20 protein-coding genes and 1 tRNA gene are annotated in these 20,619 nt (G+C 74.6%); 9 read left to right on the forward strand and 12 right to left on the reverse strand.

The features are described from left to right. The first annotated feature begins 205 nt into the window (after positions 1-205). Entirely contained in the window at positions 206-3,559 is a 3,354-nt protein-coding gene (locus K2224_RS03550) for a S41 family peptidase (RefSeq protein WP_221905209.1), read from the forward strand. Between the two features lie 165 nt (positions 3,560-3,724). Here K2224_RS03550 and K2224_RS03555 read toward each other — a convergent pair whose 3' ends face one another. The 4 genes from K2224_RS03555 to K2224_RS03570 form a co-directional block, all read right to left on the reverse strand. Further along, a complete protein-coding gene (locus tag K2224_RS03555) occupies positions 3,725-3,919 on the reverse strand; it encodes a hypothetical protein (RefSeq protein WP_221905210.1) in 195 nt (64 codons plus the stop codon). A 147-nt stretch (positions 3,920-4,066) separates the two neighbouring features. Then, positions 4,067-4,945 carry an SDR family oxidoreductase gene (locus tag K2224_RS03560; protein WP_221905211.1) on the reverse strand — a complete coding sequence of 293 codons (879 nt, stop codon included), beginning with the start codon at positions 4,943-4,945 and terminating at the stop codon, positions 4,067-4,069. Next, positions 4,942-6,030 carry an alpha/beta fold hydrolase gene (locus tag K2224_RS03565; RefSeq protein WP_260692323.1) on the reverse strand — a complete coding sequence of 363 codons (1,089 nt, stop codon included), beginning with the start codon at positions 6,028-6,030 and terminating at the stop codon, positions 4,942-4,944. The genes K2224_RS03560 and K2224_RS03565 overlap by 4 nt, the downstream gene beginning before the upstream one ends. Then, a complete protein-coding gene (locus tag K2224_RS03570; RefSeq protein ID WP_221905212.1) occupies positions 6,027-7,592 on the reverse strand; it encodes an NAD(P)/FAD-dependent oxidoreductase in 1,566 nt (521 codons plus the stop codon). Before K2224_RS03570 ends, K2224_RS03565 begins: the two co-directional genes overlap by 4 nt. A gap of 290 nt (positions 7,593-7,882) precedes the next feature. Between K2224_RS03570 and K2224_RS03575 the strand changes: the two genes are divergently transcribed. After that, on the forward strand, positions 7,883-8,611 hold the full coding sequence (locus tag K2224_RS03575; protein ID WP_221909409.1) for a MerR family transcriptional regulator: 729 nt from the start codon (positions 7,883-7,885) through the stop codon (positions 8,609-8,611). A gap of 25 nt (positions 8,612-8,636) precedes the next feature. Here K2224_RS03575 and K2224_RS03580 read toward each other — a convergent pair whose 3' ends face one another. Further along, complete coding sequence (locus K2224_RS03580; protein WP_221905213.1) at positions 8,637-9,440, reverse strand: exodeoxyribonuclease III; 804 nt, start codon at positions 9,438-9,440, stop codon at positions 8,637-8,639. 179 nt (positions 9,441-9,619) lie between these two features. Here K2224_RS03580 and K2224_RS03585 point away from each other — a divergent pair, with 179 nt between their 5' ends. The 5 genes from K2224_RS03585 (at position 9,620) to K2224_RS03605 (ending at position 13,086) form a co-directional block, all read left to right on the forward strand. Then, positions 9,620-9,850, forward strand: coding sequence for a hypothetical protein (locus tag K2224_RS03585; protein WP_221905214.1), 231 nt, complete (start codon positions 9,620-9,622; stop codon positions 9,848-9,850). A gap of 88 nt (positions 9,851-9,938) precedes the next feature. Then, entirely contained in the window at positions 9,939-10,430 is a 492-nt protein-coding gene (locus K2224_RS03590; protein ID WP_221905215.1) for a GNAT family N-acetyltransferase, read from the forward strand. Between the two features lie 122 nt (positions 10,431-10,552). After that, positions 10,553-11,497: an ABC transporter ATP-binding protein gene (locus K2224_RS03595; protein ID WP_221905216.1), complete on the forward strand. Its 945-nt coding sequence runs from the start codon at positions 10,553-10,555 to the stop codon at positions 11,495-11,497. A gap of 100 nt (positions 11,498-11,597) precedes the next feature. Further along, complete coding sequence (locus K2224_RS03600) at positions 11,598-12,581, forward strand: ABC transporter permease subunit (RefSeq protein ID WP_221905217.1); 984 nt, start codon at positions 11,598-11,600, stop codon at positions 12,579-12,581. 112 nt (positions 12,582-12,693) lie between these two features. Then, positions 12,694-13,086, forward strand: coding sequence for a GntR family transcriptional regulator (locus K2224_RS03605; RefSeq protein WP_221905218.1), 393 nt, complete (start codon positions 12,694-12,696; stop codon positions 13,084-13,086). 95 nt (positions 13,087-13,181) lie between these two features. Here the strand turns inward: K2224_RS03605 and K2224_RS03610 are convergent, their stop codons facing one another. Together K2224_RS03610 and K2224_RS03615 are read right to left on the reverse strand one after the other, a co-directional pair. Beyond that, positions 13,182-14,528 (reverse strand): HAMP domain-containing sensor histidine kinase, encoded by a 1,347-nt coding sequence (locus tag K2224_RS03610; protein ID WP_221905219.1) that lies wholly within the window; start codon positions 14,526-14,528, stop codon positions 13,182-13,184. 89 nt (positions 14,529-14,617) lie between these two features. Next, complete coding sequence (locus K2224_RS03615; protein ID WP_221905220.1) at positions 14,618-15,091, reverse strand: hypothetical protein; 474 nt, start codon at positions 15,089-15,091, stop codon at positions 14,618-14,620. Positions 15,092-15,419: 328 nt separating this feature from the next. On the opposite strand from K2224_RS03615, the gene K2224_RS03620 reads away from it, so the two are divergent. Together K2224_RS03620 and K2224_RS03625 are read left to right on the forward strand one after the other, a co-directional pair. Next, a complete protein-coding gene (locus K2224_RS03620) occupies positions 15,420-16,253 on the forward strand; it encodes a MerR family transcriptional regulator (protein ID WP_221905221.1) in 834 nt (277 codons plus the stop codon). Continuing rightward, on the forward strand, positions 16,250-17,518 hold the full coding sequence (locus K2224_RS03625) for a glycosyltransferase (RefSeq protein ID WP_221905222.1): 1,269 nt from the start codon (positions 16,250-16,252) through the stop codon (positions 17,516-17,518). Before K2224_RS03620 ends, K2224_RS03625 begins: the two co-directional genes overlap by 4 nt. Before the next feature lie 71 nt (positions 17,519-17,589). Here the strand turns inward: K2224_RS03625 and K2224_RS03630 are convergent. From K2224_RS03630 to moaC, 5 genes are all read right to left on the reverse strand, one after another. After that, positions 17,590-17,662, reverse strand: a tRNA-Ala gene (locus tag K2224_RS03630). A gap of 76 nt (positions 17,663-17,738) precedes the next feature. Next, a complete protein-coding gene (gene glpR / locus K2224_RS03635) occupies positions 17,739-18,779 on the reverse strand; it encodes a gephyrin-like molybdotransferase receptor GlpR (protein ID WP_221905223.1) in 1,041 nt (346 codons plus the stop codon). Positions 18,780-18,942: 163 nt separating this feature from the next. Continuing rightward, on the reverse strand, positions 18,943-19,566 hold the full coding sequence (locus K2224_RS03640; RefSeq protein ID WP_221905224.1) for a GNAT family N-acetyltransferase: 624 nt from the start codon (positions 19,564-19,566) through the stop codon (positions 18,943-18,945). A 14-nt stretch (positions 19,567-19,580) separates the two neighbouring features. After that, positions 19,581-20,081 (reverse strand): molybdenum cofactor biosynthesis protein B, encoded by a 501-nt coding sequence (locus K2224_RS03645; protein ID WP_221905225.1) that lies wholly within the window; start codon positions 20,079-20,081, stop codon positions 19,581-19,583. Beyond that, on the reverse strand, positions 20,078-20,560 hold the full coding sequence (gene moaC, locus K2224_RS03650; RefSeq protein WP_221905226.1) for a cyclic pyranopterin monophosphate synthase MoaC: 483 nt from the start codon (positions 20,558-20,560) through the stop codon (positions 20,078-20,080). The genes K2224_RS03645 and moaC overlap by 4 nt, the downstream gene beginning before the upstream one ends. Between the last annotated feature and the right edge of the window lie 59 nt (positions 20,561-20,619).

The following is a 20,619-nucleotide window of genomic DNA, read 5'->3' on the forward strand; positions in this document are numbered from 1 at the left end:
GGGTCCGGCCCGCCCCGTCGGGGCCGCCGGCGGCGGTCTCTCTTGTCCTCCTGCGGCCGGCGGTGACCGCGTCCGACGCGGCTGAGCGGCGGCTGAGCGGCGACCGGGACGGGGTCCGCAGGGGGCCGGGGCGGGGGTGCGCGGGGCGCACGCCGTCCGGACAGGCCGAGTTGCCGCCCGTCCGCGGCGCCGAAACCATGGGTGCGTGAGCGATGCACCCGAGGCGTATCTGCGGTTTCCGCACCTCCACGGCGATCTGCTCTGCTTCGCCGCCGAGGACGACCTGTGGCTGGCGCCGCTCGCGCCGGCCGGCGCGGAGCCGGACCGGGCCTGGCGGCTGACCGTGGACCGCACCCGGGTGGGCCCGCCGCGCTTCTCCCCCGACGGCACCCTGATCGCGTTCACCAGCTGGCGCAGCCTCGACCCGGAGATCCACCTGGCGCCGGTGGCGGGCGGCCCGGCCCGGCGGCTGACGTACTGGGGCAGTACCGACGCCCGGGTCTGCGGCTGGACGCCGCCGGACCACGAGGGCCGGACGCAGATCCTGGCGGTGTCCTCGCACGGCCAGCCGTTCTCGTACTACTCCTGGGCGTACTGCCTGGCCACCGACGGCAGCCCCGGCGGGCAGCTGCCGTGGGGGCCGGTCGCCGACATCGCCATGGCCGACCTCGGCGGGGAGCGCCGCACCCTGCTGCTCAGCGGCAAACCGCCGCACGAGCCGGCGTCCTGGAAGCGCTACCGGGGCGGGGCGATGGGCCGGATGTGGCTGCACGGGACCCGGCTACTGCCGGATCTGCACGGGCACCTGGACTCGGTGATGTTCACCGGCGGGCGGATCGCCTTCCTCTCCGACCACGAGGGCGTCGGCAACGTCTACTCCTGTCTGCCGGACGGCACCGATCTGCGCCGGCACAGCGACCACGCGGACTTCTACGCCCGGCACGCCTCGACGGACGGTTCCCGGATCGTCTACCAGTGCGCCGGCGACCTGTGGCTGGTCGACGACCTGGCCCCGGACGCGGCACCGCGACGGCTCGCGGTGCGGCTGGGCGGTCCGCGGGCCGGCCGCCGGGTCTACCAGGTCCCGGCCGCCTCGCACGTCACCGGCCTGGCGGTGGACGCCACCGGGCGGGCCAGCGCGGTCGGGGTGCGCGGCAGCCTGTACTGGCTCACCCACCGCGACGGCCCGGCCCGGACGATCCACGACGTCCCGGGCGTCCGGGTCCGGCTGCCGGTGATGCTGGGCGCCACCGGGCGGATCGCGTACGTCACGGACGCCGAGGGCGACGACGCCGTCGAGATCGCCGATCTGCCGCGGGCCAGCGGTCCGGGCACCCCGCGCCGGCTGGCGGCCGGGGCGCTGGGCCGGGTGCACGAGCTGGTCCCGGCGCCGGACGGCGAGCGGCTGGCGGTGGCCTCCCACGACGGGCGGCTGCTGCTGGTGGAGACCGGGGCGGCGGAGGCGGAAGAGGGCGGTGCGGGCGGCCCCGGCGGCGGGCCCGACGTCGTGCCGGACGGTGGCCCCGGCCAGGTGGTCACCGAGCTGACCCGGTCCGCCAACGGCCCGGTCCGCGATCTGGCCTTCTCCCCCGACTCCCGCTGGCTGACCTGGTCGCACCCGGGCATCGGCCGCTCGCTGCGCAGGATCAGCATGGCCCGGCTGTCCGACGGCCACATCGTCGACGTCACCAACGGCCGCTTCGAGGACGAGCAGCCGGTGTTCACCCGGGACGGCCGCTATCTGGCGTTCCTGTCCTGGCGCGGCTTCGACCCGGTCTACGACGTGCACACCGGCGACCTGTCGTTCCCGTTGGGCTGCCGCCCCTACCTGGTCCCGCTGTCGTCGGCGACGCCGTCCCCGTTCGCACTGTCACCGGAGGGGCGGCCGGCCGCCGGCGGGCTGGATCCGGACGAGAACCCTCCGCCGAGCGGCGAGGGCCCGGTGCTGGTGGAGGTGGAGGGGCTGGCCAACCGCGTCACACCGTTCCCGGTCGCGGCGTCCAAGTACTCCTCACTGCGGCCGGTCGGCGGCGGCGGGCTGGTGTGGCTGCGCTGGCCGATCTCCGGCGCGCTGGGCGAGACCTTCGCCAACCCGGCCGACACCTCGGGCCGGCCCACCCTGGAGCACTTCGACCTGGCCAAGGCGCGGCGCACCGAACTCACCAGTTCCCTGGACGGGTTCGCGCTCAGCGGCGACGGCACCCGGCTGGTCGTCAACGACGAGGGCGAGCTGCGCGCGGTGCCCGCGGCCGAGCCCGCGGACGGCGACACCACGGTCTACCTGGACCTGCGGCGCATCCTGCACGACGTCGATCCCGGCGCGGAGTGGCGGCAGGCGTTCGACGAGGCGGGCCGGATCGTCCGGGCGTACTTCTGGGACCCGAAGCTGTGCGGGATCGACTGGGAGGGCGTGCTGGCGCAGTACCGGCCGCTGCTGGAACGGGTCGCCGCCCCCGACGAGTTCGCCGATCTGCTGCGCGAGGTGCTGGGCGAGCTGGGCACCTCGCACGCCTATGTCGCCGGTGCCCGGCGCAACGAGGGGCCGCCGCACTACCAGCGCCCGATCGGCCTGCTCGGCGCCAACTTCGTGTGCCGGGACGGCCGGTGGGTGCTCAAGCGGATCCTGCCCGGCGAGTCCTCCGACTCCAAGGCCCGCTCGCCGCTGGCCGGTACGGGTGTCCGCGCGGGCAGCGCGCTCACCCATGTCGACGGGCGGCCGGTGGACCCGGTGACCGGCCCGTACCCGCTGCTGGCCGCGGCCGGCGGCACGACCGTGGAGCTGACGTTCTCGCCGCCGGAGGGGGACGCCAACGGCAACGGCCACGCCCGCCGGGTCGCGGTGGTCCCGCTGATCGACGAGCGCCCGCTGCGCTACCAGGACTGGGTGGCCAAACGCCGGGCCGTGGTACGGGAGTTGAGCGGCGGCCGGTGCGGCTATCTGCACATCCCCGACATGGGCGGCTCCGGCTGGGCGCAGTTCAACCGGGACCTGCGGCGGGAGGTCGCGATGCCCGCGCTGATCGTGGACGTCCGCGGCAACGCCGGCGGCAACATCTCCGAGCTGGTCATCGAGAAGCTGACCCGGGCCATCATGGGCTGGGACCTGACCCGGGACGCCGAGCCGGTGTCGTACACCAGCAACGCGCCGCGCGGTCCGGTGGTCGCGGTCGCCGACGAGATGACCTCGTCCGACGGCGACATGATCACCGCGGCGTTCAAACTCCAGGGCATCGGGCCGGTGGTGGGGACCCGGACCTGGGGCGGGGTGGTCGGCATGACCGGCCGGCACCGGCTCGCGGACGGCACCGAGATCACCGTCCCGATGAACGCCGCGTGGTTCCGCCTCTACGGCTGGGGCGTGGAGAACCACGGCGTCGAGGTGGACATCGAGGCGCTGCGCTCGCCGCTGCACTGGGCGGAGGGCCGGCACCCGCAGCTCGGCGTCGCGGTGCGCACCGCGCTGGAACTGCTGGAGCGCCACCCCTCGGCGACCCCGCCGGACCTCTCGGACGTCCCGGACCGGCGCCGGCCCCCGCTCCCGCCGCGCGCCGACGACTGACCGTCGACCAGGCCCCGTTGACGTTGACCAGTTGACCGGGCCGATCGCCTCCGGCCTCGACGCGGCACGCTGAAGGGGCGCACCCGGATCACGGATGCGCCCCTTCATGAGACGAACGACCCTCGTTCAGGACGTCAGACGCCCGTCACTCCGGACGTCCAGGCGTCAGCTCTCGTAGCGGTCCTCGACGTCGTCCAGCGACTGCTGACCGCGCTCCCGGGACTGCTGGCCGCGCTCCTGGGCCTGCCGGCCGCGCTCCTGCTCCTGCTGCCGGCCCCGCTCACTGCCCTGCTGGGCCCGTCGCTTGGCCTCGTCCTTGAGCTGCTGCGCCTTGTCCTTGAACTGGTCTTCGATGCCCATGCTGTTCACTCCTGTAGGGGGTGTTGGGGATCGGGCTCGACAAGCGTGACACGAACAGACATCCGTCGCATTTCGATCACAATCGGGCACTCTCCGTGGCCGGTCCCGGGCCTGCGCCGGCCCTGAACCCGCCTCCCCCGGCCGTTCCTAGCCGCTCGTCCGGGCCTTCTCGTCCGCCTCGCCGCCCGCGCCGACGAGCCCGGGCCGGAACCCGTCGAGCCGGCCCCCGAACCGCCGCATCTCGCGCTGCCCCACCGTGCCTATGACGGCGGGCAGATACCCGCGCACCGACTGCATCCCGCGCAGCCACCACTGCCCGTAGACGTGCGCGGAGCGGCGCTCGATTCCGGCCACCAGGCGGTCCACGGCCGGGCCCAGCGGATAGGTCTTGTTGGACGGCCAGGGCAGCCGGGCGCGCAACTCCCGCATCAGGTCCTCGCGGTCGGCGCCGCGCACCATGTCGGTGTCGGTCCAGCTCAGATAGCCGACCCCGACCCGGACGCCCCTGTGGCCGACCTCGGCCCGCAGGCTGTGCGCGAACGCCTCCACGCCCGACTTGGAGGCGCAGTACGCACTCAGCATCGGCGCCGGCGTGATCGCGGCGAGCGAGGCGATCTGGAGGAAGTAGCCGCGGGAGGCGGCCAGCGCCGGCAGGAACGCCCGGCCGGTGACCGCGCTCCCGATCAGGTTGACCTCGATGACGCGCCGCCAGGCCACCGGGTCGGAGTCCGCGAACGGACCGCCGGTCGCCACCCCGGCGTTGGCCACGACCACGTCGATCTTCCCGAAGCGGAGCCGCACCTCCTCGGCGACCCGGGACATCGCCTCGTGGTCGGTGACGTCGGCGTGCCAGTGGTGGGCCGGGCCGTGCAACGAGGCGGCGACCGCGCGCAGTTCGTCGGGTTCCAGGCCGACCAGCGCCAGGGTCGCGCCGCGCGCCGACAGCTTGCGCGCCAGCAGCGCCCCGACCCCGCGCGCCGCGCCGGTGACGACCACGACCTGCCCGTCGAGCCTGCTTCCGTTCACGCCGCCTTCTCCTTCTTCTGCGGATCGTTCTTCTGCGGATCGTTCTTCTGCCGATCGTTCTTCTGCTGCTCCGTCTGCTGCCGCCCTGCCTTCTGCTGCTCTGCCTTCTGCCGCTCCGCCTGCTGCTGCTCCGTCTTCTGCTCTGCGGCCGGGCGCTCGTCGTGCGGGGCGGCGACGTCGGCCAGGTGGTCGCGGACGAGCTCCCGCAACCGTCCGGCGACCGCGTCCGGGTCCTCGACGGGGGTCATATGGCCGAGCCCGGGCAGCTCGGTGAGCCCCACGCACTGCGGCAGGACCGAGGCCAGCCGCCGGGCGTGCACGAAGGGGGTGAGCCGGTCCGCGGTGCCCGCGAGGACCGCGGTCGGCACCTCCAACCGGCTGACGCCACGGGTCAGTTGGAGGTGGTAGAGCACCATGCCCCAGCGGGCCCGGACGCCGGTCGGGCAGGCGTGCACGATGCGCGCGCACGCCTCGATCTGCTCGGCGCTCGACCCGGGGCCCATCGTGGCGTACCGCAGGGCGTGCCCGGCGACCGGGGAGACCGGGCCGAGCGGGGCGCGCGAGCCGAGCAGGAGCCGGTGCGCCCGCCGGCGGCCGCCGGGGGTCGGCAGCGGGAACACCCGCGACTCGGCGGCCAGGTCGGCGCAGCCGGTGCTGCACAGCAGGACGGCCGCGGCCCGTGCGCGCAGCTCCGGCCGCTCGGCGGCGGCCATGATCGTCATCCCGCCCATGGAGTGCCCGCCGACGACCGCCCGTTCACCAGGAGCGAGACTCTGCTCCAGGACGGCGACGAGGTCGTCGGCGAGCGCGCGGGTGCTGTACCCGGCGGGTGGCACGGCCGGGCTGCGCCCGTGGCCCCGCTGGTCGTAGAGGATCACCTTGTGGTCGCCGGCCAGTTCCCGGACGACCGCCGCCCAGAACGCGGTCGAGCAGGTCCAGCCGTGCGCCAGGACCACCGCCGGGGCGTCCTCGGGGCCGTGGACCTCGGCGTGCAGCCGGGACCCGTCGGCGGAGGTGACCTCCAGCGTCCTGCGGGGCACCGGCGGGGCGTGGCGGCCCCGGGTGAGGTGTGCCGGCCGCCTCATGCCGCCACCCCCTCGGCGGCCTGGCGGCCCACGGTGACCGCCCGGCCCTCGGCGGCCGGCGGCGGTTCGTCCTCCGGTCGCCCCTTCGACGGCCGGATCACCTCGTACTCGGCCAGGTCCACCTGCCGGGTCGCCCGGCGGAACTCGGCGGTGGTGCCCGGCCAGGCGGTGGTGTTGCGCCCGTTGGCGTCCAGGTACCAGCTGTCGCAGCCGCCGGTGTTCCACACCGTGCGCCGCATCCGCTGCTGGACGGTGCGGGTCCACTCGTCGACCGCGGACCGCCGGGCGTCCAGCGCGATCCGGCCGCCGAGGAGGTCCAGTTGGCGCAGGAAGTCGACGAGGTAGTTCAGCTGCGACTCGATCATCAGGATCATCGAGCTGTTCCCCAGGCCGGTGTTGGGCCCGATGATGGTGAGGAAGTTGGGGAAGCCGGCCGCGCTGGTGCCGCGCAGCGCCGCCATGCCGTCCGTCCACTCCTCGGCGAGGGTGGTACCGCGGGCCCCGGTGACCCGCTGGGCGATCGGCATGTCCGTGACGTGGAAGCCGGTGCCGAAGACGATCGCGTCCGCCTCGGCCTCGGTGCCGTCCGCCGCGACCAGGACGTTGCCCCGGATCTCGCGCAGCCCGGAGGTCACCACGTCCACGTTGGGCCGGGTCAGCGCCGGGTACCAGGTGTTGGACAGCAGGATCCGCTTGCAGCCGATGCGGTAGTCGGGGGTCAGCCGGGCGCGCAGCGCCGGGTCCTTGATCGCCTTGCGCATGTGCGACTTGGCGAGGTTTTCCAGGAGTCCCAGCTCGCCGGGCCGCTTGGTGAACGCGCCGACCTGCATCTCCCGGATGGCCCACAGGAGTTGGCGGCGCAGTCGGCGGGTGGCCGGCACCTTGGTGTGCAGCCACCGCTCGGGCCCGCTGATCCGCCGGTCGGCCCGCGGCATCACCCACGGCGGGGTCCGCTGGAACACCGTCAGCCGGCCGACCTCGGGCTGGATCTCCGGCACGATCTGGATCGCCGAGGCGCCGGTGCCGACCACGGCGACCCGTTTGCCCCGCAAGTCGTAGTCGTGGTCCCAGCGCGCCGAGTGGAAGACCCTGCCGGGGAAGTCCGCCAGCCCCGGGATGTCGGGGATCTGCGGGTCGGAGAGCGGCCCGGTGGCCGACACCACCACATCGGCGGTGTACGGCCCCTGGGCGGTGTCGATCTCCCACCACAGCTCCCGGCCGTTCCAGCGCATGGCGCGCACCTCGGCGCCGAGGCGCAGGTGCGGCCGCAGCCCGAAGGTGTCCGTCACCCGCTCCAGGTACGCCCGGATGTGCGGCTGCCCGCTGAAGTTGCGCGGCCACTCCGGATTGGGCGCGAACGAGAACGAGTACAGGTGCGAGGGCACGTCGCAGGCGCACCCCGGATAGCTGTTGTCCCGCCAGGTGCCGCCCACCGCGTCCGCCCGCTCCAGGACCACGAAGTCGGTGATCCCCGCGCGCCGCAGCCGTACGGCGGCCCCCAGTCCGCCGAACCCCGATCCGATCACCGCCACCCGCACATGCCGCTGCCCGTCGTCGGCCATGCCGCCGCCACCTCCCGAGTCGACGCTTCACCGTCCCCAATCGCGCCAGCAATCACTGGCACGATTGGCACGGTTGGAGCGTAGGACAGTCCCGTACCGAGCGGTAGGGGTCGAACGGGGGGAAGTTACTTCCGGTCACACCCGAGGCCCTCCGGCACCGCCCCGCATAGGCTGGCCCCGTGGCAGACCAGGCGGCAGCACCGACCCCCCAGGGCCCCCGGGACGCGGACACCCGCACCCCCCAAGGGGACACGCACCCCCAAAGCGCCCCGAAGGAGCGCGAGTTCAGGATGGCCGACCTGGCCCGGGAAGCCGGCATCACCGTCCGCACGCTGCGCTTCTACCGCGAGCGCAAGCTCATCCCGCCGCCCCGCCGCGAGGGCCGGATCGCCTGGTACAACGAGCACCACCTCGCCCGCCTGCGCACCATCGCCGCCCTCCTGGAGCGCGGCCACACCCTCGGCGGGATAGCCGAACTCCTCACCGCCTTCGAGACCGGCCGCGACGTCGGCGAACTCCTCGGCCTCCCCAGCCCGCTGCTGACCCCCTGGTCCGAGGAGACCCCGGTCCGCCTCACCCCCGAGGAACTGGCCGACCACTTCAGCGGCGAGGTCACCCCGGCGAACCTCACCGCCTCGCTCGCGCTCGGCTATCTGGCCGTGGACGGCGACGAGTTCGTGCACATCAGCCGGCGCCTGCTGGACGCCTCCACCAGCCTGGTCGCCCAAGGCGTCCCGCTCGCCGCCGTACTGGAGGCCGGCGGCCGGGTCCGCGCGCACGCCGACGCCCTCGCCGACCTCTTCACCACCCTCGTCCGCCGCCACCTCGTCACCACGCTCGACGACCTCCCCCGGGCCACCGAGGCGGTGGAGAACCTCCGCCCCCTGGCCAAGGGCGTCGTCGAGGCCGAACTCTCCATGGCGATGGACCGCCGCATCCGCACAGAACTGGAGAGCCTGCTGGGCGGCCGGACCGCACCGCCCCAGGACACCGACGGCGCAGCGGAAGCCGACGACTGACCGGGCCCGGCGGACCGGCGGACGCCTACGCCTCGTACACCACCGTCACCGGCGCATGGTCGCTCCACCGCTGGTCGTAGGAGGCCGCCCGCTCCACGTACGCCTTGACGGCCCGGGCCGCCAGTCCGGGCGTGCACATGTGGTAGTCGATGCGCCACCCGGCGTCGTTGTCGAAGGCCCGCCCGCGGTAGGACCACCACGAGTACGGCCCCTCGGCGTCCGGGTGCAGCGCGCGGACGGCGTCCACATAGCCGCCCCGCTCCTCGTCCAGCACCCCGGACAGCCAGGCCCGCTCCTCCGGCAGGAAGCCGGACTTCTTCTGGTTGGCCTTCCAGTTCTTCAGGTCGGCCTCCCGGTGGGCGATGTTCCAGTCACCGCAGACCACCACCTCGCGGCCGTCCGCCGCGGCGCGCTCGCGCAGCCCGACCAGATACGGCAGGAACTCCGCCATGAAGCGTTCCTTCTCGTCCTGCCGCTCGGTGCCGACCTCGCCGGACGGCAGGTAGAGGCTGGCCACCGTCACCCCGGGCAGGTCCGCCTCGACGTAGCGCCCGCTGTCGTCGAACTCCGCCGACCCGAAGCCGACCCGCACCCGGTCCGGCTCCCGCCGCGTGTAGAGCGCGACCCCGGCCCGGCCCTTGGCGGCGGCCGGCGCGTGCACGGTGTGCCAGCCGGCCGGCTCCCGCACCTCGTCCGGCAGCTGGGCGGTCTCGGCCCGCACTTCCTGGAGGCAGAGCACATCGGCGTCGGTCCCGGCCAGCCACGGCACGAAGCCCTTCTTGGCCGCGGCCCGCAGCCCGTTCACGTTCACAGAGGTCACGGTCAGCATCCCGGCACCCTAACCCGGCACCCGTCGGCCGGGCCCACCCCCGCATACGACGAGACGGGCGGGCGTGCGGCGGCCCCACGGCGCGTCACCAGCCGAGCCGCCACTCCTCCGATTACCCTTTCGTCACTCTACGGAGTCAACCGGCATCAGAGCGCACCAAAGCACCCCTTGGAGACGACATGCGCAACCTCGGCAGGACCACCACCGCCGCCGCCCTCCTGTGCGGCGCCGCCCTCCTGGGCACCGGCACCGCCCAGGCCGACAGCGACCTGCTCGGCATCCGGCAGTCCAGTTCGTGCCTCAGAACGGTCCTCCCCGTCGACGCCGTCGGCGCCGTCGGGGTCGGCAGCGGCCTCCAGTCCACCAACCTGCTCCCGATCATCGGCTGCTCCAACTCCATCAGCAAGTGAGGCGGTCCATCCGGGGGTGGTCCACCTCACCCCCGCCGGGCCCGCCCTGCCCTTCGGTCGCGGGCGGCCCTTCCGTACCCTTCGCGTCATGGAGATACGTCCCGTCCGCTACGACCACCCCGACGCGGCCCTGCTCGACGAGCAGGTGCAGCAGGAGTACGTCCGGCGGTACGGCGACGGCGACCTGACGCCGCTGGCGCCGGAGATGTTCGTGCCGCCGTGCGGCCTGTACCTGATCGCGTACGAGGACGGCGTGCCGCTGGCCACCGGCGGCTGGCGGGTGCAGGAGGACCTCGCGGAGGGGTACGCCACCGGGGACGCCGAGATCAAGCGGATGTTCGTGGTGCCGCAGGCCCGCGGCCGCGGGCTGGCCCGGCGGATCCTGGCCGCGCTGGAGACGGACGCCCTGGCGGCGGGCCGCACCCGGATGGTGCTGGAGACCGGCACCGAGCAGCCCGAGGCGCTCTCCCTGTACGCCTCCAGCGGCTACGCGATGGTCGAGTTCGACGAGAAGTTCGGCTACTACCGGACCTACGAGTCCAGTCGCTGCATGGCAAAGCAGCTGGTCAGCGCCGCCTAGCCCCCGCACGTCCGCCGCCCGCTCCGCCTGCGGCGGCAGCTTGGGCCGATCCCGCCTTTGACACCTCCCGCGGCGCTCTCCATACTCATTCCACTAATTAACTAGCTAAAGGGGGGATCAGCGTGCACGACCCGAGCCCGGGCCCCTGGGCGATCGAGGCCGACGACCTGGGGAAGCGGTTCCGCCGCCGGTGGGCGCTCCGGGAGTTCTCCTTCCGGCTGCCGGCCGGCCGCGTCTGCGCCATGGTCGGGCCCAACGGCGCCGGCAAGAGCACCCTCCTGGGCATCGCCGCCCGGTTGATCGAGCCGTCCACCGGCACCCTGCGGCTGTGCGGCACATCGGCCGGCGACCCCGCCGCCCGGGAACGCGTCGCCTACCTCGCGCAGGACAAGCCCCTCTACCCGCGCTTCACGGTCGCCGAGACGCTCCGGCTCGGCCGCGAGCTCAACCCGCGCTGGGACCAGGCGCTGGCCGAACGCATCGTCCGCGGCGGCGGGATCGCGCCGGCCGCGCGGATCGGCACGCTCTCCGGCGGCCAGCGCACCCGCGTCGCCTTCGCGCTCGCCTTCGGCAAGCGCCCGGAGCTGCTGCTGCTCGACGAGCCGATGTCCGACCTGGACCCGCTGGCCCGCGACGAGTTGTCCGGGCTGCTGATGGCGGAGGCCGCCGAGCACGGCACCACCGTGCTGATGTCGTCCCACATGCTGACCGAGGTCGAGGAGATGTGCGACCACCTCCTCGTCGTGGCCGGCGGCCGGCTGCGGATGGCCGGCCCGACCGAGGCACTGGTGCCCGCGCACACCCTGGTGACCGGGCGGACCGTCGACGGCCGGGTCCCCGGGGAGCTGGCCGAGCGGCACACCGTCGTCGAATCCCGCGTCAGCGGACGGCAGTTCAGCGCCATGGTCCGCCCGGCCGGACCGCTCGCCGACCGCCCGGAGGCCACCCCCGACGCCCCCTGGGACGTCATGGCGCCGAGCCTGGAGGAGATCCTGCTGGCCTGCATGCGCGCCCCGGAGGCACCCGCCCTGATCGTGGACGAGGCCCGGAAGGAGACCGCGGCATGAGCGAACGAAGCATGGGGGTCCCCCCGGTCGGAGACTGGGGGAGAATCATCAAAAGGTGCGCACCGAGCGCATGCGAGGCCGAGCGAAGCGAGGCATTGGCATGAGCGCCGCCACCACCGCCCACGAGGCCGCGGCGGTCGGCGGCACCGCCTCCGGACCGCTGCGCGGCACGCTCTGGCTGGTCTGGCGCCGGCACCGTGCGGCGCTGCTCACCGGCATCCTGGTCACCCTCGCCGCCTGCGCGCTCTTCTCGTACCAGCGGATCGGGCTGATGGGCTTCCTCGGCGGCCACGACGCCGGCGGGGCGACTCTCGACGAGGAGTTCCGCAACCGGTTCGGTTCGGCGTTCAACGGCGATCTGCAGTTCCTGGAGCTGGTGCCGGTGCTGGTCGCCGTCTTCCTGGGCGCGCCGCTGATCTCCTCCGAGCTGGAGCGCGGCACCCTCCGGCTGGTCACCACCCAGTCCGTCGGCCGCGGCCGCTGGCTCGCCGCGACGCTCGCCCTCCCGCTGGCCGTCGTCACGGTGTGCACCGTCCTGCTGTCGGCGGTCTTCCAGTGGCTCTGGTCGCCCGCGCACACCCTGGTGGTGGGCGGCGACTGGCTCAACAGCGGCCCGTTCGACGTCACCGGCCCGGTGCTGGTCGCCAAGACCCTCTTCCTCACCGCCTGCGGCGTCGCCCTGGGCAAACTGATCAAGCGGGTGGTGCCGGCGATGCTGGCCACCGCGGTCACCGCGGCGGCGTTCGCCGTGGTCTGGGGCGCCAAGGTGCGGCCGGCCCTGGGCTCCCTGCGCAGCACCACCCACCCGTACCACGGCGACGGCCCGCACCTGGCGGCCGACGCGGTCCGGATGGACGACTGGGTGGCCACCGCCGACGGCCGGCTCTTCGGCTTCGGCACCTGCGTCCACGACGCCCACCCCGACGCCTGCCGGGCAAAGCTGGGCATCGTCGACTACGTCACCCAGTACTTCTCCTACGACCAGATGCCGGGGATGCAGTGGTTCGGCGCGGGCATCCTGCTGGCGCTGACCGCCGCGGTGCTGGCGTTCGTGGTGTGGCGGGCCCGCCGGCGGCCGCTCTGAACGGGCGCCCGGCGCCGGCCCGGCCGCGCTTTGACACCCGCCGCGGGCGGCCCGATCATCGAGCGGTCGGCCGCCCCGGCCGCAACCGGACGAGCACAGAGGCAGAGAGGCGGTGAACGTCGTCGAGTTCCGGATCGACCGCCGCAGCGGCGTCGCCACCTACCTCCAGATCGTCCAGCAGGTCCAGCAGGCGCTGCGGCTGGGCATCCTGGTGGAGGGCGACCGGCTGCCCACGGCCGCGCAGGTCGCCGCCAGCACCAAGGTCAACCCGAACACCACCCTCAAGGCGTACCGCGAGCTGGAGCGCGAGGGCCTGGTGGAGCCGCGGCCCGGCCTCGGCACGTTCGTCAGCCGCACCCTGGCCCGGCCCGACTCGGCCGCCGACGCCGTGCTGCGCGAGGAGCTGCGCGGCTGGATGGACCGCGCCCGCGCCGAGGGGCTGGACCGCGAGGACGTCCGGGCGCTGCTGAACTCCGTTCTGGAGGACCGCTTTCCGGCGGGGTGAGGGCGCGGCGCCCGGGGCGGGTCCGACCCTGGCGCGACGGCCCGCCGTGGGCCGGGTGCGCGCCCCGGCCCACCGCCGGTCCCCGGCCGTCCCCTTCACACCGGGCCGCCCTCCCCGCCCGCCCCGCCTTCCCCGTCGGGGCGGGCCTCCTCGATGTCCGCTTCCGGGCGCAGTGCCGCCCGCAGGTCGACGGTGGCCAGCGCCCCGCCCCCGGGCGGATTGCCGAACCGCAGCCCGGCGCCCAGCACCTGTGCCTGCCCGGCGGCGATGGTCAGCCCCAGCCCCAGCCCGGGCCCGCCCCGGCCGCAGCCGCTGCGGAACCGCTGCGGGCCGTGCGCCAGCAGTTCCTCCGGGAATCCGGGCCCGGCGTCCCGCACCCGTATCACCCCGCCGTCGACCTCGACGGTCACCGGCGCCGCGCCGTGCCGCCGGGCGTTGCTGATCAGATTGACCAGGATGCGCTCCACCCGCCGCGGATCGGTCTCCACCAGTCCGTCCGCGCCCACCCGCACCCGTATCTCCCCGTCGACGGGCGCCCGTTCCGCGCCGACGGCCGCGCTCCCGGGTCCGGTGCCCGCGGACGGCCCGCCCGCGGACGGATGACCGGCCGCCGCCACCGCACGCCGCACCAGTTCGCCCAGCGGCCGCACCTCCTGGTCCGCCTCCTCGGTACGGGCGTCCAGCCGGGCCACCTCCAGCACGTCCTCCATCAGCCCGCGCACCCGCTCGGCCCGCTCCCGGACCATCTCGGCGGGCCGGGACGGCGGCAGCAGCCCGGCCGCGGCGACCAGCCCGGCGACCGGCGTCCGCAGCTCGTGCGCGATGTTCGCGGTGACGTCCCGCTCGGCCCGCAGCCGCCCGGCGAGCGCCTCCGCCATGGTGTTCACGGCCTCGGTGAGCTGCCCGACCTCGTCGCTGCCGGACCGCGGCAGCCGCGCGCCCAGGTCCCCCTCGGCGATCCGCTGGGCGGTCGCCGCGGACGTCGTCAGCCGCCGCCCGAGCCGGTGCGCGACCAGCAGCCCGACCACGCAGCCCAGCGCCGTACCGGCCGCCCCGGCCACCCACAGGATCCGGTCCAGCGCCTCGACGGTCCGCTGCTCCCGTTCGTAGGGCCGCTTCAGCGCGACGATGTCCGTGCCCTGCCGGGTGGCCGCCCACAGATACGGCGTGCGGCCGCCCTGCTCCAGATAGACGCCCCGCCGCCCTCGGTCGACCAGTGCCCGCAACGGGCCCGGCAGGTCCCGGGGGTTGATCAGCCCGCGCCCGGTGTCGATCCCGGCGGCCCGGTCCTGGACGGTGGTCTGCAGCCGGCTGTCGAGGGTGCCCCCGGCCAGTTCGAGCTGGGCGTTGACGGTGTGCTGGTGGACGAGGACGCCGACGAGGACCGCGACCACCGCCGCGGTGGCGGAGATCGCGATGCCGATCTTGGCGCGCAGCCCCATCCGTTCCCTTCTTCCGTTCCTGCCGTCGCCGGCTCGTCCCGCCGGCGTCCTGCCCCGCCGCCCGCGTGTCCGGGCCCGGGGCCGCCCGACTACTCGACGTCGGGAAGGTGCAGGCTCACCCGCCCCAGCTCGGCGGCCTTCGCGCCGTGCACCTCGGGCGCGACCGCCCCGGCGCTGGAGTAGTACGCGAAGCCCTGCTGCCGCTGCAGCCCGCTCAGCGTGACCTTCACCCGGTACGGCCTGCGTACGCACGCCGGTGCGCACCAGTCCCCGACCAGCCCGCCGCCGGCCACCGCGGTCGCCCCGCCCCACGACTCCCAGCGCAGCCCGGTCAGCCGCGCCGAGTCCCCCAACGGGAGGGCGGACGGGCGTTGGAGCGGGCGCCCGGCGTCGCCCGCCGCGTAGACCGGGCCGATGCGCGCGGTCGGCGCGGCGGCCGGCCCCTCGTCCCGCAGCAGCGGGTCCGGCCCGCCGCACCCGGCGACCGCCGCGGCGAGCAGCCCCGCGAGCAGCGCGGCCCCGGCGACCCCGAGGGTCCGGGCGGTGGCGGTTGCTGGTCTCACGGATTCCTTCGGGGCGGGGAACGGCGGACGGGCCTGCGCACCGGGCACACCCATCACCTCAGGTGCACCCTGCCTATCAGGCGTACGCACCCTGTGTGCACAAGGATGCACAGATGCGTACACACGAGCGAATACCTGTTTCCCGACAAATGTAACGGGGTCACCGCGAAACCGGCGTCCGATCGCGCCTCCGGTACCGCCCGCCGCCCGCACCGCCGCCGACCCTCCCTTGACCCTCACGTCACGTCAGGCTCCACCCTTGTCCACAGCACCGGCCACGCACCAGCAGGCCACGCCCCACCCGCCCCCGCAACCGAAAGGCGCTCCCATGGGATACCCGGTAGGCCAGGTCTCCGCCTTCGCCGGGGTCACCGTCCGCACCCTGCACCACTACGACAGGACGGGCCTGCTGCGCCCCAGCGACCGCAGCCCCGCCGGCTACCGCCTCTACAGCGACGCCGACCTCGCCCGGCTCCAGCAGATCCTCTTCTACCGGGAACTCGGCTTCCCGCTCGACGAGATCGCCGCGATCCTGGCGGACCCCCAGGCCAACGCCCTCGACCAGCTGCGCGCCCGGCACCGCCGCCTCACCGAGGAGATCAACCGGCTGCGGCGCCTGGTCGAGGTCGCCGAACAGGCCATGGAGGTCCAGCAGACCGGCGTCCGGCTCACCCCGGAGGAGCGCTTCGAGGTCTTCGGCGAGATCGCGTTCGACCTGACCTACGCCACCCACGCCGACCGCAAGTGGCGCGACAGCGACGGCTACCGGCGCTCGATGGCCCGCGCCGCCGCGCACTCCAAGGACGACTGGGCGCAGATCATGGCCGAGGCCGCCGACTGGCGGGCCCGGCTGACCGCCGCCTTCGACGCCGGCGAACCGGCCGACGGCGAGCCCGCCATGGACCTCGCCGAGGAGCACCGCCGGCACATCACCCGGTGGTTCGCCCCCTGCGCCACCGACATGCACGGCCGGATCGCCGACGACTTCGCCACCGATCCGCGCGCCTTCGCCCTGATCGTCCCGCCCACCGAACAGCGCCCGGGCCTCGCCCCGTACCTGCGCACCGCCATCCACGCCAACGCGGTCCGCCAGTCGCCCCCGGCACCCACCGCCGACCCGGCGACCGGCACCACCGCCACCCGACCCAAGGCCGAACCGTGAACATCCTCATCACCGCCGCCGGCTCCTACGGCGACATCGCCCCGTACACCGGCCTCGGCGCCCGCCTCCGGGCCGCCGGCCACCAGGTCGCCCTCGCCACCCACGACGACTTCGCCCCCGTCGTCCGCGCCGCCGGCCTGGACTTCCGCAGCCTCCCCGCCGACCCGCGCGCCGCCCACCCCGCGGACCGGGACCGCGCCGGCACCCCCACCGACCGCCGCGCCCTGATACGCCGCGCCGCCGCCTTCGTCGAGCAGCTCGGCACCGGCCTGGCCGACGCCGTCTCCCCGGACACCGAACTGCTCCTGCTGTCCACCACCACCGCGCCGCTCGGCTGGCACCTCGCCGAGGCCCTGGACATCCCCTCCGTCGGCGCCTACCTCCAACCCACCGCCCCCACCCGCGCGTTCTCCCCCGTCGTCGGCGGCGGCCGCTCGCTCGGCAGCTGGGGCAACCGCGCCGCCGGCCGCCTCTCCCTCCGCGTCGTCGACCGCCTCCACACCGGCGCCGCACGGGCCCTGCGCACCCGCCTGGGCCTGCCGCCGGCCACGCCCGGCGCGGTCCGCCGCCGCGTCGAGGCCGCCAACTGGCCCGTCCTGCACGGCTTCAGCGAACTCCTGGTCCCCCGCCCCGCCGACTGGCGCCCCGGCCTGGACATCACCGGCTACTGGTGGCCGCACCTCGCCCCGGACGCCCAACTCCCGCCCGCCCTGGAGGACTTCCTCGCCTCCGGCCCGCCGCCGGTCTCGGTCGGCTTCGGCAGCATGACCGCCGACGACGCCGAACGCCTGAGCGCCCTCGCCGTCCGCGCCCTGCGCCGCGCCGGCCTCCGCGGCGTCCTGCTCTCCGGCAACGCCGCCCTGACCACCGCCGATTCCCCCTCCGACGACATCCTCACGGTGTCCGCCCCCGTCCCCCACGCCCTCCTCTTCCCGCGCGTCGCCGCCGCCGTCCACCACTGCGGCGCCGGCACCTCCGCCGCCGCCCTGCGCGCCGGCATCCCCTCCGTCCCCGTCCCGTTCACCGCCGACCAGCCCTTCTGGGCCGCCCGCCTGGCCTCCCTGGGCGCCGCCACCCCCGCCCTGCCCTTCCCCACCCTCACCAAGCTCCCCCTCGACGACGCCGTGGCCCGCCTCGCCACCGCCCTCACCGAGGCCACCACCGCCCCGTCCCTGCGCACCCACGCCCGATCCGCCGCCCGCCACCTCGCCACCGAGGACGGCCCCACCCCCGTCCTCAACGCCCTCACCCACCTCCCGCACTGACCCCCGCCCCACCACCCACACACACGAAAAAGCCCCCACCGGAAAATCCCGGTGGGGGCTTCAACGCACGGTGGACCTGAGGGGACTCGAACCCCTGACCCCCTCGTTGCGAACGAGGTGCGCTACCAGCTGCGCCACAGGCCCTTGCGACGAGTGAAACTCTAGCATCCCGTTCGCCGTGCTCGGAAATCGCTTCCGGTGCTGGTCAGTGGGGCGCCCGTCACTCGTTCGCCGCGCGCGGGCGGTCCTCGTCCTCGTACTGGTCGAAGAGGGGGGTGCGGCCGCGGGCGCGGCGGCCCGGGTGGGTGGGGCGGTCCTGCGCGGGGCCGGGCTGCGGGCGCTCGGGGACGGAGCTGGAGCGGGCCGAGCTCCAGGCGTCGTCGGCGTCCAGGTCGACGTGGCTGGTGGCGCGCGGGGCGACCGGCGCGGTGACGTAGGTGGGCAGCGGGACCGGGATGGGCTCCCAGCTGCCGGCGGGGGGACGCGGGCGCTCCCGTTCGCGCTGCTGGTCGACCCACTCGGCGTGGTCCGTCTCCTCGACGAGGGCGCGGGCGCCGGCGGTGTGCGGGGGCGGCGCGGGACGGGACGGTTCGGGGGCGGTCTCGGCGACGTCAGCGCGGGCGTCGGGCCGGTGGTCGTCGGCGGGCGGCTGGTCGGCCGCCTGGTGAGGGCGGGGTCGGCCCTCACGCAGCCGTCGTGCTGCCGCCTCCGCCTTGCGCTGGTCCATGGTGAAGGTGAAGCGGCGGCGCTCCTGGGCGCGCAGATAGAGGATGTAGGCGGTCAGGAGCACGGCGGGCAGGGCGGGGGCCCAGAGGAAGGGCAGGCCGCCCACGGCCGCGGCGACGGCGCCGGCGGTGAAGGTGAGGAACAGGACGCTGATGGTGCGCCGGCGGCGGGCCAGGACCTTGGCGCGCTTGGTGCGCTCGGCGAGCGAGGGGCGCGGTGGGGCGTGGTGGGCGCGGGTGGGGGTGTCGTCGGGCGCCGGGGCGGGTGCGGGGTCGCCGAAGGACCGGTCGTCGGGCGGGTCGTCCGCGGCGTCCGGTTCGAGCTCCTCGCCCGTCTCGTCGGCGGGGGCGTCCCCATGCTCCTTGTCGTAGCGGCGCTGCATGGCCGCGCGTCCGGACAGGAGGCGGATGGCCGTGCTGAAGCGCTCGGTGGGACGGGCTTCGTTGAGCTCGTCCTGTCTACGGAGCCACATCGGCACCAAATAGGCGGCCCAGGCCCCGACGATGACTGCGTAGATGAGGCCGCTGCTTCTCACAACTCACACGGTAGAGGGGTTTGCGTGGGGCCATCCGCCAATTGGGCCGGTGTGTCGCACGATCTGGCTGATATCTCGAACTTTTTTTGTGATTGTTGCGATGGAGTTGTGGCGAATGGGGCACCGAGGACGGGGTAGCGACGGTGCAATTCGAACAGGTTTTTTATTTGTGGGATGAGTCGGTGCGGTCGGATGCGCCGGGCCGCCGGCTCCGCCAGCGGTTGAGGAGCCCTTCGGGCACTTCCTCTGCGGTCAGCGCGAAAACCGCGTGGTCGCGCCAGGCGCCGTCGATGTGGAGGTAGCGCGGGCGGATGCCTTCCTCGCGGAAGCCGAGTTTCTCCACCACGCGACGGCTGGGGGTGTTTTCCGGCCGAATGCAGACCTCGATGCGGTGCAGTCCGACGGTGTGGAAACAGTGGTCGACGGCGAGCGCCACCGCGGTGGGCATGACGCCCCGCCCGGCGACTTCCCGGTCGACCCAGTAACCGATATGGCCCGAGCACATCGAGCCCCAGGTGATACCCGCGACGGTGAGCTGCCCGACCAGCCGGCCGCGGTATTCGACGACGAACGGCAGCATCCGGCCCGCGTGCGCCTCGGCCCGCAGATGCCGGACCATCTGCCGGAAGGTGGGGCGGTGCGGCACCGGGAGACCGGGCGGGGCCGGCGGGACGGTCGCCTCCCAAGGGCGCAGCCAGTCGCGGTTGCGGCGGTTGACCTCGCGCCAGGGGCGCTGGTCGCGCAGCCTTATGGGGCGGAGGGAGATCTCTCCGTCCGTCAGGACCACCGGCCAGGGCGTGTTCAGCTGGGGCTCCCGGAAGGTCTGGGGTGGTCGCCGCCGCGGATCTGGTCGACGGCGTGCGGGAGGAGTTCGGCGAGGACGGCCAGACCGTCGCGCACCCCACCGGTCGAGCCGGGGAGGTTGACGATCAGGGTGCGGCCGGCGACGCCCGCCAGGCCACGGGAGAGGGCGGCGGTGGGGACCTTGGCGCGGCCCGCGGCGCGGATCGCCTCGGGGATGCCGGGGACCTCGTAGTCCAGGACCCGGCCGGTGGCCTCGGGGGTGCGGTCGGTGGGCGAGATGCCGGTGCCGCCGGTGGTCAGCACCACGTCGTAGCCGGCGGCGACGGCCGCGCGCAGGGCGGCCTCGACGGGGTCGCCGTCGGGGACCACCCGGGGGCCGTCGACGGCGAAGCCCGCGGCCCTCAGGCCCTCGGCGAGAAGCGGGCCGCCCCTGTCCTCGTAGACGCCGGCGGCGGCGCGGTTGGAGGCGGTGACGACCAGGGCGCGGGCGGGGCTCACGGCCGGCTCCAGTCGCCGGACTTGCCGCCGGTCTTCTCCTCGACGCGGATGTCGGAGATGACCGCGGCCTTGTCGACGGCCTTGACCATGTCGACGACGGTGAGCGCGGCGACCGAGACGGCGGTCAGGGCCTCCATCTCGACGCCGGTGCGGTCGGTGGTCCGGACGGTGGCGGTGATCTCGACGGCCTCGTCGGTGACGGAGAGGTCCACCTTCACCCCGGAGACGGCCAGCGGGTGGCACAGCGGGACGAGGTCCGGGGTGCGCTTGGCGCCCATGATGCCGGCGATACGGGCGGTGGCCAGGGCGTCGCCCTTGGGGACGCCCTCGCCGCGCAGCAGCTCGACGACGCGCGGTGCGACCAGGACGCGGCCGCTGGCACGGGCGGTCCGGGCGGTGACGTCCTTGCCCGAGACATCGACCATGCGGGCCGCGCCGGCCGCGTCGACATGGGTGAGGTGTTGCTGGCCGCTGCTCATCGTTCTCCCGGTCCATACTGCCGCCTGTGGGACGACACCGTACCCCCGGTCGGCGCAGC

The organism is Streptomyces sp. BHT-5-2 (assembly GCF_019774615.1).
GTDB lineage: Bacteria > Actinomycetota > Actinomycetes > Streptomycetales > Streptomycetaceae > Streptomyces.

What these genes read in the sequence shown, in the direction of transcription:
- K2224_RS03555 (WP_221905210.1), bottom strand. Translation starts at nt 3,919, where the DNA reads ATGGGCATCGAAGACCAGTTCAAGGACAAGGCGCAGCAGCTCAAGGAC.
- K2224_RS03565 (WP_260692323.1), bottom strand. Translation starts at nt 6,030, where the DNA reads ATGAGGCGGCCGGCACACCTCACCCGGGGCCGCCACGCCCCGCCGGTG.
- K2224_RS03570 (WP_221905212.1), bottom strand. Translation starts at nt 7,592, where the DNA reads ATGGCCGACGACGGGCAGCGGCATGTGCGGGTGGCGGTGATCGGATCG.
- K2224_RS03575 (WP_221909409.1), top strand. Translation starts at nt 7,883, where the DNA reads ATGGCCGACCTGGCCCGGGAAGCCGGCATCACCGTCCGCACGCTGCGC.
- K2224_RS03580 (WP_221905213.1), bottom strand. Translation starts at nt 9,440, where the DNA reads ATGCTGACCGTGACCTCTGTGAACGTGAACGGGCTGCGGGCCGCGGCC.
- K2224_RS03585 (WP_221905214.1), top strand. Translation starts at nt 9,620, where the DNA reads ATGCGCAACCTCGGCAGGACCACCACCGCCGCCGCCCTCCTGTGCGGC.
- K2224_RS03590 (WP_221905215.1), top strand. Translation starts at nt 9,939, where the DNA reads ATGGAGATACGTCCCGTCCGCTACGACCACCCCGACGCGGCCCTGCTC.
- K2224_RS03600 (WP_221905217.1), top strand. Translation starts at nt 11,598, where the DNA reads ATGAGCGCCGCCACCACCGCCCACGAGGCCGCGGCGGTCGGCGGCACC.
- K2224_RS03610 (WP_221905219.1), bottom strand. Translation starts at nt 14,528, where the DNA reads ATGGGGCTGCGCGCCAAGATCGGCATCGCGATCTCCGCCACCGCGGCG.
- K2224_RS03620 (WP_221905221.1), top strand. Translation starts at nt 15,420, where the DNA reads ATGGGATACCCGGTAGGCCAGGTCTCCGCCTTCGCCGGGGTCACCGTC.
- moaC (WP_221905226.1), bottom strand. Translation starts at nt 20,560, where the DNA reads ATGAGCAGCGGCCAGCAACACCTCACCCATGTCGACGCGGCCGGCGCG.